The sequence below is a fragment of the Prosthecobacter fusiformis genome, from assembly GCF_004364345.1.
GTDB classification, from domain to species: Bacteria; Verrucomicrobiota; Verrucomicrobiia; order Verrucomicrobiales; family Verrucomicrobiaceae; genus Prosthecobacter; species Prosthecobacter fusiformis.
Genome location: NZ_SOCA01000011.1, coordinates 23,847 through 39,749, shown reverse-complemented (window position 1 = coordinate 39,749; position 15,903 = coordinate 23,847). Strand labels below are relative to the sequence as shown.

General features: G+C 57.9%; 14 protein-coding genes. 7 read left to right on the top strand and 7 right to left on the bottom strand.

The genetic code is table 11. The features are described from left to right. Positions 1-27: 27 nt before the first annotated feature. The 3 genes from EI77_RS20260 to EI77_RS20250 all read left to right on the top strand — a co-directional run bounded on the left by EI77_RS20260 (position 28) and on the right by EI77_RS20250 (position 1,689). A complete protein-coding gene (locus tag EI77_RS20260) occupies positions 28-798 on the top strand; it encodes a tetratricopeptide repeat protein (RefSeq protein WP_133797136.1) in 771 nt (256 codons plus the stop codon). Beyond that, positions 795-1,034 carry a hypothetical protein gene (locus tag EI77_RS20255; protein WP_133797135.1) on the top strand — a complete coding sequence of 80 codons (240 nt, stop codon included), beginning with the start codon at positions 795-797 and terminating at the stop codon, positions 1,032-1,034. Before EI77_RS20260 ends, EI77_RS20255 begins: the two co-directional genes overlap by 4 nt. A gap of 64 nt (positions 1,035-1,098) precedes the next feature. After that, the gene (locus tag EI77_RS20250; protein ID WP_133797134.1) at positions 1,099-1,689 is read left to right on the top strand and encodes an HAD family hydrolase; all 591 of its coding nucleotides are present in this window, start codon (positions 1,099-1,101) and stop codon (positions 1,687-1,689) included. Here EI77_RS20250 and EI77_RS20245 read toward each other — a convergent pair. From EI77_RS20245 to EI77_RS20235, 3 genes are all read right to left on the bottom strand, one after another. Continuing rightward, positions 1,681-2,475: a TrmH family RNA methyltransferase gene (locus EI77_RS20245; protein ID WP_166647395.1), complete on the bottom strand. Its 795-nt coding sequence runs from the start codon at positions 2,473-2,475 to the stop codon at positions 1,681-1,683. The genes EI77_RS20250 and EI77_RS20245 overlap by 9 nt on opposite strands. 124 nt (positions 2,476-2,599) lie before the next feature. Further along, complete coding sequence (locus EI77_RS20240) at positions 2,600-2,992, bottom strand: hypothetical protein (RefSeq protein WP_133797132.1); 393 nt, start codon at positions 2,990-2,992, stop codon at positions 2,600-2,602. A 119-nt stretch (positions 2,993-3,111) separates the two neighbouring features. Continuing rightward, on the bottom strand, positions 3,112-3,732 hold the full coding sequence (locus EI77_RS20235; protein WP_243838962.1) for a ribonuclease HII: 621 nt from the start codon (positions 3,730-3,732) through the stop codon (positions 3,112-3,114). A 143-nt stretch (positions 3,733-3,875) separates the two neighbouring features. Between EI77_RS20235 and EI77_RS20230 the strand changes: the two genes are divergently transcribed. Continuing rightward, positions 3,876-5,387: a hypothetical protein gene (locus tag EI77_RS20230; protein WP_208300430.1), complete on the top strand. Its 1,512-nt coding sequence runs from the start codon at positions 3,876-3,878 to the stop codon at positions 5,385-5,387. A gap of 36 nt (positions 5,388-5,423) precedes the next feature. On the opposite strand, the gene EI77_RS20225 is transcribed toward EI77_RS20230, so the two are convergent. The 3 genes from EI77_RS20225 to EI77_RS20215 form a co-directional block, all read right to left on the bottom strand. Then, positions 5,424-6,680, bottom strand: coding sequence for a PQQ-binding-like beta-propeller repeat protein (locus EI77_RS20225; RefSeq protein WP_133797130.1), 1,257 nt, complete (start codon positions 6,678-6,680; stop codon positions 5,424-5,426). Positions 6,681-6,815: 135 nt separating this feature from the next. Beyond that, on the bottom strand, positions 6,816-9,008 hold the full coding sequence (gene glgB, locus EI77_RS20220) for a 1,4-alpha-glucan branching protein GlgB (protein WP_133797129.1): 2,193 nt from the start codon (positions 9,006-9,008) through the stop codon (positions 6,816-6,818). Next, positions 9,005-10,990, bottom strand: coding sequence for a glycosyltransferase (locus EI77_RS20215; protein ID WP_133797128.1), 1,986 nt, complete (start codon positions 10,988-10,990; stop codon positions 9,005-9,007). The genes glgB and EI77_RS20215 overlap by 4 nt, the downstream gene beginning before the upstream one ends. An 86-nt stretch (positions 10,991-11,076) precedes the next feature. Between EI77_RS20215 and EI77_RS20210 the strand changes: the two genes are divergently transcribed. From EI77_RS20210 to argA, 3 genes are all read left to right on the top strand, one after another. Beyond that, on the top strand, positions 11,077-12,312 hold the full coding sequence (locus EI77_RS20210) for an MFS transporter (protein ID WP_133797127.1): 1,236 nt from the start codon (positions 11,077-11,079) through the stop codon (positions 12,310-12,312). 81 nt (positions 12,313-12,393) lie between these two features. Next, positions 12,394-13,773: an alkaline phosphatase family protein gene (locus EI77_RS20205; protein WP_133797126.1), complete on the top strand. Its 1,380-nt coding sequence runs from the start codon at positions 12,394-12,396 to the stop codon at positions 13,771-13,773. A 23-nt stretch (positions 13,774-13,796) separates the two neighbouring features. Beyond that, complete coding sequence (argA, locus tag EI77_RS20200) at positions 13,797-15,170, top strand: amino-acid N-acetyltransferase (protein ID WP_133797125.1); 1,374 nt, start codon at positions 13,797-13,799, stop codon at positions 15,168-15,170. A 28-nt stretch (positions 15,171-15,198) separates the two neighbouring features. Here the strand turns inward: argA and EI77_RS20195 are convergent, their stop codons facing one another. Then, positions 15,199-15,792, bottom strand: a complete 594-nt coding sequence (locus EI77_RS20195) for a four helix bundle protein (protein WP_208300429.1) — start codon at positions 15,790-15,792, stop codon at positions 15,199-15,201. Positions 15,793-15,903 lie beyond the last annotated feature (111 nt).

The window sequence follows — 15,903 nt, the reverse complement described above, 5'->3', positions numbered from 1 at the left end:
GCCGCAGTTCAGCCAACCCTACAACCTGTGGACCCCAACCTGGAGCGTCAGATTGTCGCAGCCTCGCGCAGTGTCGAGGAGGCGCGCCGTGTGGCCTACCATGACACAGCCAAGGTAGGGCACCTGGTGGAACAGATCAGTGTATTGGCGGACTTGAGACAAAAGGAGGGGGACTTCCGCAAGGCAGAATCCCTCTACAAAGAAGCACTGCATCGTGCCCAGGAACCCCGTCGGCCAGACGCTGAGCTGCTGACGGGGATCTACTCCCTCCTGGCTCATCTCTATGACCGCTGGGGCCGGGCAGATCTGGCGGCTGAATTCTATGAAAAGGCGCTGAAAATCGCTGCCCAAGGAGACATCGCTGACAGTGACAAGGTGGCGACCATTAAGAACAATCTGGCGATGCTCTTCAAGCAGATGCGGGATTACACAAAGGCCGAGCAATACTACAACGAAGCGCTCGATATCTTCCTGGCCACCGATGGCAGCCGCAGTTCCCGCGTGGCCAGTGTCTTCAACAATCTGGGGGTGCTTTATTATGCCAACCTGGACGTGGAAAATGCCCAACGAATGCATGAGCACGCCCTAAGCATCCGCCAAACTCTGACCAGTGACCAGATGGACCCGTCGGATCTTTCCCAGACCTACATCAACCTGGGGGCGGTCTATAAAGCCTCAGGAGATTTCCAGAAGGCGGAGACCTGTGTGGAACGTGCCAAAAAAATTCGCGCCGGGCTCAATGGCTATCATCCCAACCCGCGCCGGGCAGCCTCGTTGCTGATCGATAAATCCCTGTGAACCCTGAGTTTACCCACCTCCACCAGCTATTGCGCCAGCGGCTGGATACCATCGCCGACCACGCCTTTCGTGACCGTGATCCGGCAGCGCATCTGGCTGAGTTGCAGCGCGTCTCTGAAGCATTGAGCGCGGAGCATCAGCGGCTCAAACCCGTGCTCCCTGCCCGGCTAAATCACTTCCTCACGCAGTCCAGCCTGACCAAGGCGCTGGAGTATATCGAAGAGGCATCGGTCTAGCCTCTCGGGGTTATCAAGAGGCATTCGACATCCCTGCTACGCAGGTCTATCGTATGCTCATTCCATGCTCGAGATTCCCGACTATCCCTTCCAAGCCTATATCTTCGATTGTGACGGCACACTGGTGGATTCCATGCCACGACACTATGAGGCCTGGCTGGCCTCGCTGAAACTGCACAACGCCCCCTTTGAATTTTCCGAGGAGTTTTTTTATGCCCGCGCTGGCGTACGTGAGCAGGATGTGGTGATGGAGCTGAATGCCCAGCACGGCACCATGGTGGATCCCGATGCCGTGGCGGAATCCAAGGTGGAAATGTTCCTGAAAATCATTCCCCAGATGCAGGCCATCAAGCCGGTGGCAGATTTCGCGCATTCCCTCGAAGGCAAATTCCCCATGGCTGTCGCCTCCGGCAGTGAGGAGATCATCGTCCGGGGATGCCTGGCTGCCAGCGGTCTTCTGCATCTCTTCCCCACCATCGTCACGCCCGCCTATGTGAAGCGTGGCAAACCGGCCCCGGACATGTTCCTGCTGGCTGCTGAAAAAATGGGTGTGGACCCCAAGGAATGCCTGGTGCTGGAAGATGGTCAGGCAGGCATCGTCGCGGCTGAGGCAGCCGGCATGCAGTGGGCCTTTGTGCCGCGCACCTTACGCTGAGATCCTGCGCTGGCGCGCCGCTTCAAAAAGCATCACCGCGCCAGCAGCCGCTACGTTCAGGGATTCCACACCTGCATGCATGGGGATGCGCAGGCGTACATCGCACTGTTGCATCAACTCTGCCGCCACACCGCGCCCTTCATTGCCTAACAAAAGGAGTGTCGGTTGCCGCCAGTCGTAGCCGGTGTAATCCATCTCTCCGTCACCCGCCGCAGCCACCATGGTAAATCCCTGCGCGGACTGGAGAACCTGCAAGTCAGCAGCGGATGCCTCCTCCAGCAACGGCAGTCGAAAAGCGGAGCCCATCGAACTGCGCAGCACTTTGGGTGAAAAAGCATCCGCACTTCCTTTGAGAGAAACTATGCCCCCTGCTCCAGCCGCCTCAGCTGTGCGGATGAGCGTGCCCAAATTGCCAGGGTCCTGCACACGATCCAGCCCCAGCAGGAGCGTGGAGCCGGTTTGCCGCAGGCGCTCGCTTCCGCGCTGAGGGCGTCTGGCCAGCAGGATGATGCCCTGGCTCTGCACGGTATCTCCCAGTGAATGGACCACCTCCGTTGTGGCAGGAAGCATGGATGTTCCCTTCCCCTTTAGCAGTTCCAGCAATGCTTCTGCACGCGCATCGGCTTTTTCAGAAACCTCGTAAAAACAAGCTTCAATTGTTAGGCCGGAGGATACCGCCTCTTCAGCCAGGCGCAGTCCTTCGATGAAAATGACACCCGCTTCCCGCCCCTCGCGGACACGCCGGGCGTACTTGACCTTTTCATTGCTGGCACTGGTAATCTGCATGACCGCTGGCATAGCGCAACCGTGGCGGTGGGTCCACGAAGAAGTCTGACCGCGAGATCCAGGCAGAAAAAAACCGGTCTTCCGAATGATGCAGAAGACCGGCCACAAAGTCTGTTTAAAGAGCTCAGTTTTTCACCAAGCCGGCAAAGGCACGACGGCCTGACCACAGCAGGAAGAGAGCGAGCACCGTGATGAGCACGACAGGTGGCTCAAAGAGACCAGCGCCTTTAGTCAGGAAGATGTGAAAGGCCAGGATGTTGACGATGATGGGGCCCAGGATCAGAAGTCCCAGATTGCGAGTCTTCGGCAGTGCCACTAGCAGGCCGCCGGTGATTTCCAGCACCTTCACAAAGGCCAGATAGCCGGTCGGGAAGAGGGCTGCCATGAAGAGCTTATGCGGGGCATCCGCAGGGGATGGATCCGCAGGCATCGGGATGAAGTTGAAGAAAAAGTTCAGCCCAAAGGTAAGGAACAAAAGTCCAAGGAGGGCTCCGGCGACGGTAGGTGCATGTTTCATAATTGTTGTGTCTGATTGACAGCCCATCTCTCTCATGGACCGCAACTGCCCTCCAATGCGCCTTATTTGGCCTCAGCATGACGGCGCGGCATGGTGCCACGATCCGCTGACACTGAACATCACATCCCCAGATCGAGCTGCATCTGGGCCACTGGGCTGAAACTGCGCCGATGCTCTGGACAAGGCCCCAGCTTTTTCAAAGCTGCCTGATGTGCAGGGGTGGGGTAGCCTTTATGAACCTCAAATCCATACCCTGGGTACTGCTGCGCCATCTGCACCATCAGGCGATCTCGACTGACCTTGGCGATGATGCTGGCTGCGGCGATGGAATAGCTGAGGCTGTCCCCCTTTACCAAAGCCACATGATGCAGAGGAAAATCCCGCACCGGCCTGCCATCGATGAGTGCTGCACAGGGGCGAGGATCCAGCTCCAGAGCGCAACGCCGCATGCCTAACCATGTCGCTTGCAGAATGTTCACGCGATCAATGTCCGCCACGCCGATCATCACACTGTGCCAGCGGATGCGGTCATCCTGGGTCAGCTCCTCATACAGCAGCTCGCGGGTAGCGTGGTTGAGCTGTTTCGAATCATTGAGCAGCTTGTGCCGGTATTTCTCCGGCAGCACAACGGCTGCCACGGAGACCGGCCCCGCCAGTGGACCTCGCCCCGCCTCATCGATACCGGCGATCAGCCGATGACCGGCAGCGCGGAGGAGGTTTTCATGAGCAAGGCTGGGCATAGCAGCGGCAGTATGCATCCCAGTGCCAAGGGCTGTCAAATCATCGGGATGAAGAACTCACACGCCCTAAACAGGTCATGAAAAGTCAACATCAGGTGAGGAAGGGGTGCAAAGTCTGCTCTCCGCCACTGTATGCTCTGACCATGAGAAACGTTCTCCTCGTCTTCGGACTCTTTGTCACCACCGTCTGCGCACAGACTGCTGCCCCCGTTGCCTCCAGCATCAAGGCCGGATTTGCCGAACGGGACATCACGCCCGGCATCGGCATGGAGCAACCGGGCGGTTACGGCAAGGCTTACCACCGCAAGTTTCACGATGCCTGCAAAGTCCGCGTGGCACTCTTTGACGATGGCAAAAAGAAGGTGGCTCTCGTGGGGCTGGATACCCTCATCGTACCGCGCCAGATCGTCCTGGAGGCGCGCGCCCGCATTGAAAAGGAGCTCTCCATTCCGGGAGATTGCGTGATGATCGGAGCCTCCCATTCCCACTCCTCAGGCCCTGTGGGAATGGTAATGCCTGGGGAATACGATGCCGCTTCAGACCTGGTGAAAAAGCTCGCCTATGAAGAGTCCTCCGCTGCCGATCCTGGCTTCGTGATGCGAGTGACCAACGAAATCGTCGAAGGCGTGCGCATGGCCCATTTGGTGCGTGAGCCTGCGCAAATTTGCGTGGGTTATGGCCATGAGGACAAGGTGGCCTTCAACCGCCGCCTGCGCATGAAAAACGGCCAGAGCTGGAGCCATCCTGGAGCGGGCAATCCAGACATCATTGAGTATGCCGGGCCCATTGATCCGCAGGTCGGCGTCATCGGTGCCTGGGACATGAAAGGCCAGCTCATGGGCGTGATGGTAAACTATGCCTGCCATGCTACCACAAGCCCCGGCGGCATCTCCGCCAACTGGATCTACTACATGGAAAAGACCATCCAGGGCGCGCTCGGCACGCAGGTGCCCGTCGTCTTCATGCAGGGGGCGTGTGGCGATGTGACCCAGGTGGACAACCTCAGCCAAAGCCGCCGCATGGGCGGCGAGGAAGGTGCCCTCTACGTCGGTGGCCGCATCGGGGCCGAGGCCTTGAAAGTCCTCTATTGCACCCCGCGCGGCACTGAGGTCCCGCTGGATGTGCGCCAAAAAGTGCTTTCCATCCCCCGTCGTAAACCTGCCCCGGCCAAGGTACAAAAGAGCCTGGAGATCGTTCAAGCAGGCAAGCCCCAAGGTGACCTCTCCGGGTGGATCTTTGCCAAAGAAACCGTCATGCTGGATCACCTCTGCACCGTCACCCCGAATGTGGACTGCGAGGTCCAGGTCATCCAGGTCGGCCCCGCCGCCTTCGTTAGCAATCCTGCCGAATACTTCGTCCAGTTCGGGCTCGACATCAAAAAAGGCAGCCCGTTCCCCTTCACCTTCCCCGTTGAGCTGGCCAATGGCAGCGTCGGTTATGTCCCCACCGAAGAAGCCTTCAGCCCTGCCGGAGGTGGTTATGAAACCCGCCTGACCTCGTATAGCAACCTCATCATCACCGGCGGTCGCCAAATGGCCGATACCGGCATCGAGCTTGCCAAAGAACTGACCCCCGGCCCCGTCTTCACCTACCCCAAAGCCATCTTCGGCGGCAATCCCTGGGCCTATGGAAACGTGCCGCCGGAGCTGGAGTGAAAGGAGCGCGGAGACTCTTCGTCGCAAAAATCAACCTCAACGCCCAATGCACCAGAGGTGCTCGTAGCTGCGGATAAAAAGATGTCCGTCGCTGACGGCGATGGAGCCGATGACTTTCTCCCCCAGGGAATTGGTGGCCAGCAGCTCAAACTGTGGACTGGCGCGGAAGACAAAGGCGTCACCTCCTTGGTTGATGGCATAACAAAAAGCATCGGCGGTGAGGACGAGCGAGGACCAGTTTTGTCCGCGTGGACCGGGGCCTTTGAGGCGCTCGCTCCAGACGATCTTGCCATCTTTTAGATCCCGACATTCAGCGATGCCTCCATCCGTGAGAATGTAATGATGACCGTCCCGGATGATCCCGGTGCCGATGCGCTGGCTGACCTTGGGCAGGTGCCAGACACGATGGCTTTGTGTAACATCACCACTCCCACCTGCACGGACACTGAGGCCCATGCCGTTGTAGCCGCCAAAGGCGATGACATGCCCATCTGCATAGAGAGGCGAATTATAAACCAGAGGATTGAGGCCAGCGCAGGTCCACCATGGCTTGCCCGTGAGAGGATCGAAGGAGCAGACGCGGCCAGGGTAGGACATAAAAAGCTCATCCCGAGCCCCCGTGTGGCGCAGCAAGGGGTCCGCCCAGGAGCCGAGCCATTTTTTCCCTTTCTCCTCCCCGGATGCGCCGCCCGGCTCCTCATGCTGCCAGAGAGTCTTGCCCGTGGCCTTGTCAAAGGCATACAGCGTGGTCTTTTCCCCAGGGCCGAAATTCAGGAAAAAACGGTCCCCGGCGATGACGGGTGAAGTGCCACTCCCCCAGATGTGATGGAGCCTGCCCAGGTCGGTGCGTTTCCAAATCTCCTTGCCCTGCATGTCGTAGCAAAAGATCCCGGCAGAGCCGAAGAAAACAATGATGAGCTCCCCATCCGTCGCGGGTGAGCCGGAGCAGTAGGGATTGGTGGCATGCGTGAGTTCAGGCTCGCGATAGAGAGTGCCAGACTCCCAGAGCTGCTTGCCGGTCTGGCGGTCCAGGCAGAGGAGGAGACGCTGCCCTGTTTTTTCAATGGCCTGGGTGAGAAAAACTTTGTCTCCCCAAACGATGGGTGTGGAATTGCCAGGCCCAGGTAGTGGGGTCTTCCAAAGGACGTGATCCTCGCGGCTCCACTTTTGCGGAAGGCCAGACTCCGCAGTCGTTCCATCCCCCAGGGGCCCCCGCCACATAGGCCAGTTGTCGGCATAGACGGCAGTGAGCAGGCTGAGCAATCCGAATGCGACGAGGGCGGTGGTCTTCATGGTGGTGAACAGCCATCGTCTGAAATGGATGCTATCTTGCAAAGCGCAAATATCACTCACCTCGAATCATGCGAAGCCCCACATGATGCACGGGGCATCATGTGGCTCTCGATCAAGGCACAGCCGGTCAGCAGTTCACTTTCCCAGCCAGACGACACCCAGCGGCGGCAGGTCGATGACGATGCTCATCGGCTGTCCCTGCCAGGCAGTTGCACCCGCAGGCATCGGCAGCGGATTGGTCATGCCACTGCCCGCATAGCCTGGGGCATCGGTATTCAGCAGTTCCAGATACTCGCCTGCTTCGGAAACGCCCACGCGGTATCCTTTTCGTGGCACGGGCGTGGCATTGATGACGCAATAGACGCGATCACCACCCGGGGCCATTCGCATGAAGGCAAAGATGCTGTTTTCACCATCGCTGGCATCCAGCCACTGAAAGCCGCTGCCATCATGATCCTGGGCATACAGCGCAGGGCGGGTAGTGTAGAGCCGGTTCATTTCAGCCACCAGTTTTTGCATGCTGGCGTGTTCTTCCCCCAGGAAGAGATGCCAGTCCAAGCTGCGCTCATGACTCCATTCCTGCCATTGGCCAAATTCACAGCCCATGAACACGAGCTTCTTGCCAGGGTGGGCCCACATCCAGCCATAGAACATGCGGAGGTTGGCAAACTTTTGCCAGCGGTCGCCGGGCATCTTGTTGATCATGCTGCCCTTGCCATGCACGACTTCATCGTGACTGATGACGAGGATGAAATTTTCATCATAGGCGTAGAGCATGGAGAAGGTGGCCTCCCCATGATGATACTTCCGGTGGATGGGGTCTTCCTGTATGTAGTGCAGGCTGTCATTCATCCAGCCCATGTTCCATTTGAAGCCGTAGCCCAGACCGCCTGCATCCGTGGGCCGGGAGACTCCTGGCCAAGCGGTGCTTTCTTCGGCGATGATGGTGCTTCCCGGATGGCGCTCGTAGCAGATGCGGTTGAGGTCCCGCATGAAGTCGATTGCCTCCAGGTTTTCACGACCACCGTATTTGTTAGGCACCCAGGCCCAGGGCTTGCGTGAATAATCCAGGTAAAGCATGGACGCCACAGCATCCACACGCAGACCGTCGATGTGATACTGCTCCAGCCAGAAGAGTGCATTGGCCACAAGGAAGTTTTTCACCTCCGCACGACCATAGTTAAAGATGAGCGTGCCCCAGTCCTGGTGCTCGCCCTGGCGGGGATCCGCATGTTCATAGAGGGCCGTGCCATCGAACTTGGCCAGGCCATGTGCATCCTTCGGGAAATGTCCTGGCACCCAGTCCAGGATCACGCCGATGCCAGCCTGATGGCAGCGGTCCACAAACTGGCGAAATTCATCCGGATTTCCAAACCGGCTGGTGGGTGCAAAGTAACCCGTGATCTGGTAACCCCACGAGCCATCGAAAGGATGCTCAGCCACTGGCATGAGCTCGATGTGCGTGAAGTTCATGCTCTTCACGTAAGGGATAAGGTCATCCGCCAGCTCCAGATAGGACTTGGAGCGGTTACCATCCTCCGGCACGCGCTTCCAGCTGCCGAGGTGCACCTCATACACACTCATGGGCTTGTGATAAAGATCATAGGCGGCCCGTTTTTGCATCCATTCCTGGTCACTCCAAGTATAGCGCTCCAGGTCGAATACCAGGCTGGCCGTCTGGATGCCATGCTGGCCAAAGAAGGCGAAGGGATCACTCTTCACCTGGACGTAACCTTCAGCCGAAAGGACTTCAAACTTGTAATGGGTCAGCTCCTTGATCCCAGGAAGGAAAATTTCCCAAACACCGCCTTCGATGCGCAAACGCATCGGGTTGATGCGGCCATCCCAATCATTGAAGTCACCGATGACAGAAACCCGCTGCGCATTGGGTGCCCAGACTGCAAATTGCACGCCCGCCACCCCTTCCACCGTGCGAATTCGTGCACCCAGGCAATCCCACAAACGCTGGTGGGTGCCCTCACAAAAGTAATAAAGATCCTGCTCTCCCAGGAGCGGTCCAAAGGAATAAGGGTCAGCCTGACGCACGGCCTGGCCATTAAAAGTGGCCAGTTCCAGATCATAAGCGACATCAACCGCCTCCGCAGGCAGGTCCACGGTGAAAAAACCATGATGATGCACCCGCTTCATCGGCCAGGAGCCGGAGCCATCCCTAGCCACCACCGTGACACCATGGGCACGGGGCTGCAACGTGCGTACGATGGCTCCACCACCCTCCTGCGGTTGCCGCCCCAGAAAGCCGAACGGATCTCCGTGTCGGGCTTCCAGGATGGCGAGAATTTCGGTTGAGAGACTGGTTGGGTCGGTCATGTGGACTGGTTAGCGGTTACAAGCAAAGGCTCAAGATGTTCCTGACAGATTTTGACCATTTCATGGCGTCGCCATAGGTGGCGCCGTTGGTGGTTCACGGTTGCTGACGGATACCATTGCATGATCCGTGCCGAAATTTCGTCCGGTTTAGACTGGATACTGAAATACTCTCCCGCCTCGCCCAACACCTCATAATGCACGCTTAAATTTGAACAAAAAACGGTTAGGCGATGAGCCGTCGCCTCCAGCAGCGGCAGGCCAAACCCTTCCCCGGTGCTGGGGAAAAAAAGCGCATCGGCCACGGTGTAAAGGCTGCGCACATCCTCATCTGAAACGGGTTCTTCCTCACCTAGGAAAAGCACATGACGGGAAATATCCAGCCTCTCCACCAAGGCCTTCAACTCCTGGTAATAAAGCATGCCGTCCGCCTGATGAGGATCCGGCGCTCCTGTGATGGCATAAATGACATCGCAACCGGCCTTCCTCAGAGAAGCCGTCACCTCCAGGCCTAACTCAATGTTCTTCCGCCGAATGAGGCGCGTGGGATGCACCAGGATCAGCTCCCGGTCCCACAAGCGCAGCCCAGCAATGCGCTCCGTGAGCCCTAGGATGGAGGCCAGATGGAGGCCATTTGGGATGACCTGAATCTGCTCTTTTTCTAACCCCGTCGCCCGCATGTAATCCTGCCGCCGCGCCTCAGAAACGGTGATGTTGATGGCATTCGGCACCGGTTGGGAAAGCATCGCATGATCCTCCCTCTGCCATGGAAGGTGCGCATAAAAAGGATTCACCGCAGCGACATCATGCACCCAGTTAAACCAACGGATATCAGGCGTCAGCTCCGCCATTTCACGCAGCTCCTTTGTCCATTCCAGATCAAAAGGCATCGTGAAGACATTGTGGACGATGACGGCTTGGAAGTACGGAGTGCGGACGCCCTCGTCCGCTTCGTTCCTGGAGCGCGGACGCCCCCGTCCGCTTTGTATTTCATCCTCAACCGTGTGCCCGCTACCTTCAACGGGACCACACTGCCAAAATTCACTGTTTCCGGCCAGCAGGCTGGCCTCTTTTGGGTTCTTCTCAATGTAGTGCAGCACCCGCTGTAGATGCTCAGGACCTCGAATCAAAGTGTCCCGATAACCTTCCTGCCATAACCCTCCCATCTGCCCCAGAATCTTCCCGATGCGCCGTGAAGAAATACTTTTCCAGGCTTGAATAACCGACTCCAGGCTGGAACCCGGCCGTAAGCGGAAAAGGACATGCACATGGTTAGGCATAATCACGTAACTGAGCAGGTCATAATTGTGACCATCCCCATGATGCAAAGTGTCTCTCAATGGTTCGCGCACCTTCCACTGCCGCAATACACAGGCTCCCATGTCGGCTGCCAGCCAATGCTCCACCTGTGCATCGAAGATCTGGTCAAAAGCTTCCGATTCCTCCACTGTCCAGGGCTTGGGGTGCGCGGCTTCCCAGGAAGCTTTGGCTCCACGCAACTCGTTTAACTTTTCCTGGGGAAGAGCATCCGCCAGCCGCCAAGTCAAAAAGACAAGCTTACCCGCCTGCTGCCAGTGAGGAAGGCCATGCCGATGCTTTTCAATCTCCTTAGCCGGTTCAAAGTATGGACCAGTGTCGGCATGATTGATCCACTCTTTCACACGCTGGAGCGGAGTGCGGGAGCGCGCTTTTGAATCGTTTTTTATAGAACATGGATCCGAGGCGGACACCGATAAGCGTCCCAGGCTTGACCTAGGTTGCTGCGTAGCGGGCGAGGGCGCCCGCACTCCAGGATCATTCGCAGCCTCCATCACTTTGCGAAAGCGGACGAGGGCGTCCGCACTCCGGTCAAACACCTCCACCTCATGCCCCAGTGCCTCCAGAGCCGCGGCTTGGTCACGAATCACCCTCTCCACGCCGCCGATGACGGGCGGCAAGGTGTAATGAAGGAGGGCGATGCGCATAGGGGGAATTCGGTCCATCATGAAACGCGGGCCTCTAGGTGGCAAGGATTCACGAATGACAGAATGACAAACGGATCATCCCGCGTCATCCATAAAGACAGCCATCCATGTCCGAGCCCGACCCGAAGACACGTACCTTCCGCAATGAATTGTGGAGATCGCTGCCTGCGGGGGTACTGGACACGCTGACCTCCACCTTTGGGATGCTGATTGCGGTGCGCGTGTTTGCCCTGGGGGATACAGCCAAATCCATCTTCCTGAGCGCGACGAGCAGCGGGATGATGATCAGCCTCTTCGTGGTACCCCTGCTGCTTCGCGCTCGCAGCACCATCGCCCGCACGGCGGCAAAGGTGCAGATCCTGGGCGGAGCCTTGATGGGCCTAGCAGCGGCGTTTCCGCAGGAGCCGTGGGTCTTCATCGGCGGACTCAGCACAGGCCTGTTTTGCTTTACCATGCAGATCCCGCTGCTGACGCAGATTTACAGGCTGAATTATCCGGCGACAGACCGGGGACGTCTCTTTGCCATCACCGGGGTCACACGGGCAGCGATGGCGGTGGCCTTTGGCGCATTCGGCGGCTGGCTCATCGGTCTGGACCTGGAAAACTACCGCTGGTTGCTCTGGGCCTTTGCGGCGGCGGGCGTGGCCTCCGGGCTATGGACCTATGGCCTGCCAGCCACCCAATGGGACATTGATGAAAGCGCACCCTCCGGCCTCTGGTCCGCTTTGCGCTGGATCCAGGTGGACCGGGATTTCCGCACCCTCCTCATCTCCTGGATGTTGACAGGCATCGGCAATTTGGTGGCCACATGCTTGATTGTGGAATACTTGGCGAATCCGAAGCATGGCATCAACCTGCCGGGCCACGAGGTGGCCTGGATCACTGGCGTAGTCCCGGTCATCTCCAGGGTGCTGTTCGGCTATCCCTGGGGGCTCATTTATGACCGCATCGGCCTGTTCATGATGAGGACAATTTTAAACTTTATCTTCACGGCAGGCATCCTCACCTTTTACCTCGGCCATGGCATGGGCGCGTGGATCACTGGCATGGCCTTGTGGGGCATCGCCAATGCCGGCGGCAATGTCACCTGGGGGCTTTGGGTGACCAAGCTGGCCCCCAAACACGCCGTGGCGGAATACATGAGCGTGCACACTTTCCTCACCGGGCTACGCGGGCTGCTGGCCCCCTACTTGGCCTTTGCCGCCATCGGTGTGATGTCGTTTCAGACTCTGAGCCTACTATGCAGCGCCAGCATCATCGCGGCCAGTGCCTTCATCACCGTGCGAGCCCGCGGCAGCGATGATGAAACAAGGCGACGCCTGGGACCGCAGGAGCGGCTTTAAGCGATGGAGGATGACGAGGGATTCTTAATGGATGACGGCTTCATGAATCCTGGTTACTGAATACCACTTCCCACCTTTCCCATGTCCCGCACTGCCATCCTCAACGTCGTAGGCCTGACGCGCCGCCTCATTGGCGAGCATACGCCGAACATCCGCGCCTTTGTGGAGCGCAACCGCCTAGCATTGATCGAGCCGGTGCTGCCAGCAGTCACCTGCACTGCACAGGCCACCTATGTCACAGGCAAAGCCCCGCGGGACCATGGCGTGGTGGCCAATGGCTGGTATGACCGCGACTATGCGGAGCACCGCTTTTGGAAACAGCCGGAGCAGCTCATCCAAGGAGAAAAGCTCTGGGACAGGCTCCGCAAGCAGGACAGTGACTTCACCTGCGCGAAGGTGTTTTGGTGGTTCAACATGCATTCCACAGCGGACTATGCCATCACGCCACGCCCTCTCTATCTCTCCGATGGTGGCAAGGTTTTTGATATCCACACGCAGCCGATGGGCCTGCGGGACCGCATCAAAAAAGATCTGGGACCGTTTCCCTTCATGAACTTCTGGGGTCCGGCCTCCGGCATCGAATCCACGAAATGGATCGCCGCGAGTGCGAAGTGGATCGAGGAAAAACACTGGCCGTCCCTGAGCCTCGTTTACCTGCCGCATCTGGATTATAACCTCCAGCGTGTGGGCCTGAACATGCCGCTCATTGCCGAGGATCTGCGTCAGGTGGATGAGGTAGTGGGAGATCTGATCAAATTTTACGAACGCAGGCAGATCCAGGTCATTTTGCTCTCTGAATACGGCATCACGGATGTGGACCAGCCAGTGCATCTGAACCGCATTTTTCGTCAGCATCATTGGTTATCCATCAAAGATGAACTGGGCACGGAGACCCTCGACCAGGGCGGCAGCCGCGCCTTCGCCATCGCGGATCATCAACTGGCGCATATCTACGTGAACGACCCTTCCATCTTGAACGAAGTGCGGGCCGTCCTGGAGCAAACCCCCGGTGTGCAGCAGGTATTGGGCAAGGTGGAAAAACACTACGCCGGGCTGAATCATGAGCGCAGCGGCGACCTTGTGGCAGTCGCGGATGCTAAAAGCTGGTTCACCTATTATTACTGGCAGGACGATGCCAAGGCACCCGAATTCGCCCGCTGCGTGGATATTCATCGCAAATGCGGTTATGACCCGGTGGAGCTTTTTCTGGACCCGAAGATCCCCTTTCCCAAGCTGAAGATCGGCCTCAAGCTCGCCAAAAAAATGCTTGGTTTCCGCATGAAGCTGGATGTCATCCCGCTGGATGCCACGCTGGTCAAAGGCAGCCATGGACGCATTCCTGAGGATGTGGAGGACTGGCCCGTGCTCATCGGTGCTTTGCCTGCCCTGCCCCGCTCCTCATCATTGCAGGCCACACAGGTGTGCGACCAATTGCTGGCAGCATGCCTAAAGAAGGAATAGGTCGGCCATTCAGGGAAAGCTGAATGCAGCGCCAACGTTGCCTGCCCTTGCAGAGCGCCGCGTTTGCGCGAAACTATCCGGTGCCAGAGACTGACCCTACCAAACCCGCCGCCCGCTTCGAAGACCTTCGTGGCATCCTTCGTTATGTACCCCAGTTTCGGCAGCGCGTTTTTGTCATCGCCATTGACGGTGCCCTCATGCACCAGCCTGGTTTTGCCAGCCTGCTTCAGGACGTCGCCGTCTTGCAGTCGCTGAACATTGAGGTCGTCCTGATCTTCGGCGCTCGTGCCCAGGTACGATACCTGGCAGGCCTGCGCGGCGTGACGCTGAGCAGTGACGACGGCATGGGCCGGACGGATGCCGCCACCATGGAGGTGGCGGTGGATGCCATCACCCGCCAGACCAGCGCCCTCATGGCGGACCTCACTGCCCTGGAAATGCCCGTGGCGGTTTCCAATGCCCTCGCCGTGCACCCCACCGGTGTCATTGACGGCATCGATTTCGAATTCACCGGCCGCATTGAGCGCGTGGATACGGAAACCCTGCAGGTTTTGCTAAAAGCAGACATCATTCCCGTACTCCCGCCATTGGGCTATGACAGCCGCGGCACCAGCCTGCGGCTGAATTCGGATGCCGTGGCCGTGGAGGTGGCCATCGCCCTGCGGGCAGCCAAGGTCATCTTTGTTTCCGAAGCCGGCCTGAGCACCCCCGATGGTGCCCGCCTAGCCCAGCTTTCCGTCGCCGATGCGCGCGAAATTTACCGCCGCAAAGATCCCCGGCACGACATCAACCTGCTCTCCAAACTGCGTTACGCCGCCCTGGCCTGTGAAGAAGGCGTGCCGCGTGTCCACATCGTCGATGGCAGCCAGGATGAGGCGCTGCTTTCGGAGCTTTTCAGCAATGAAGGCGTCGGCACCATGATCCATGCGGATGATTACCAGCAAATCCGTCCGGCCCACAGCTCGGACATTCCCGCTCTGCTTTCACTGATGCAGCAGTCCATGGACGATGCCGCCCTCGTCCCCCGCACACGGGAGGAGATCCAGGCCCGCATCCAGGACTTCTTCGTCCTGGAAGTGGATGAAAACCCCATCGGCTCTGTAGCTGTGCACAGCTATGAAGAAGACGGTCAAAAGATCGCCGAACTCGCCTGCCTGTTTGTCCGCCGCAGTCACAAAAACCGTGGCCACGGCCAGAAGCTCGTCGCCTATGCCGAGGAAATCGCCCGCCAGCGCGGCTGCGAAACCCTCGTCGCACTCAGCACCCAGGCCTTTCGCTTCTTCGAAGAAAAAATGGGCTTTCAAGTCACCACCCCCAGCTCCCTTCCCACGCCCCGGCGCGAGAAATATGACAAAAGCGGCCGGAATTCCAAAGTGCTGAGAAAAGCACTGAGGTAAGACGGGATGGCTGCGTTCACTCAGCCCCCTAGATCTTCCCTTTTCTTCTCATGGCTTCTTTGAAGGGCGTGCCGTCGGGCATTCTCTCCAAGATCTTGCGTTCCATCTCTTCGAGCTTTCTTTGCCCCTCTTGGGCCGCTTTGCGTTTTTCATAGTGGCTACGGCTCTCTTTGTTGAGATGACGCTGGCCCTGAATATCCGAATTCTGCAGAGAATCTGCCCATGCCCGTAGCTGACGCGAACAAGATTCCGAAGACTCCGCAATACGGCTCATCAGCCCTGCCCAGGCTTTCAGACGGGGCCTTCTCTGAAAGAATCTCAACATGCTTCGAACCTCTCCCGCAGAACCCCGGGCAATGTAAATGAATGCAAGAAGTTCCTTGGTACTTCCCCGTTCAAATCCCTCCGCAATATTGTTGCTCACCGAAAGGGAACAACGATCAAGCTGGTCTTGCTTTCCCCTCCGGATCTCGCTGCCGGACTGGTCCAGAAAATCTTCGCACATCTCAGCCAGCCGAATGGCCTCCTGCCATACCGGCAGATCCTCGAAAGATTGGTAAGTCATGAGACCATGCTTTGGCAGGGATTTGAGATTTCCAATTTGAAATTTCAGATTTTGCATCCCAGCCCTTTGAAAATCTCAAATCTCAAATCTCAAATCTCAAATCTCAAATCTCAAATCTCAAATCTCAAATCTCAAATCTCAAATCTCAAATCTCAAATCTCAAATCTC

Bases quoted from the DNA above. Each gene is read 5' to 3' on its own strand.
- EI77_RS20205 (WP_133797126.1), top strand. From the start codon at position 12,394: ATGTCCCGCACTGCCATCCTCAACGTCGTAGGCCTGACGCGCCGCCTC.
- argA (WP_133797125.1), top strand. From the start codon at position 13,797: ATGCAGCGCCAACGTTGCCTGCCCTTGCAGAGCGCCGCGTTTGCGCGA.
- EI77_RS20195 (WP_208300429.1), bottom strand. From the start codon at position 15,792: ATGCAAAATCTGAAATTTCAAATTGGAAATCTCAAATCCCTGCCAAAG.
- EI77_RS20210 (WP_133797127.1), top strand. From the start codon at position 11,077: ATGTCCGAGCCCGACCCGAAGACACGTACCTTCCGCAATGAATTGTGG.
- EI77_RS20245 (WP_166647395.1), bottom strand. From the start codon at position 2,475: ATGCAGATTACCAGTGCCAGCAATGAAAAGGTCAAGTACGCCCGGCGT.
- glgB (WP_133797129.1), bottom strand. From the start codon at position 9,008: ATGACCGACCCAACCAGTCTCTCAACCGAAATTCTCGCCATCCTGGAA.
- EI77_RS20225 (WP_133797130.1), bottom strand. From the start codon at position 6,680: ATGAAGACCACCGCCCTCGTCGCATTCGGATTGCTCAGCCTGCTCACT.
- EI77_RS20215 (WP_133797128.1), bottom strand. From the start codon at position 10,990: ATGATGGACCGAATTCCCCCTATGCGCATCGCCCTCCTTCATTACACC.
- EI77_RS20230 (WP_208300430.1), top strand. From the start codon at position 3,876: ATGAGAAACGTTCTCCTCGTCTTCGGACTCTTTGTCACCACCGTCTGC.
- EI77_RS20250 (WP_133797134.1), top strand. From the start codon at position 1,099: ATGCTCGAGATTCCCGACTATCCCTTCCAAGCCTATATCTTCGATTGT.
- EI77_RS20235 (WP_243838962.1), bottom strand. From the start codon at position 3,732: ATGCCCAGCCTTGCTCATGAAAACCTCCTCCGCGCTGCCGGTCATCGG.
- EI77_RS20240 (WP_133797132.1), bottom strand. From the start codon at position 2,992: ATGAAACATGCACCTACCGTCGCCGGAGCCCTCCTTGGACTTTTGTTC.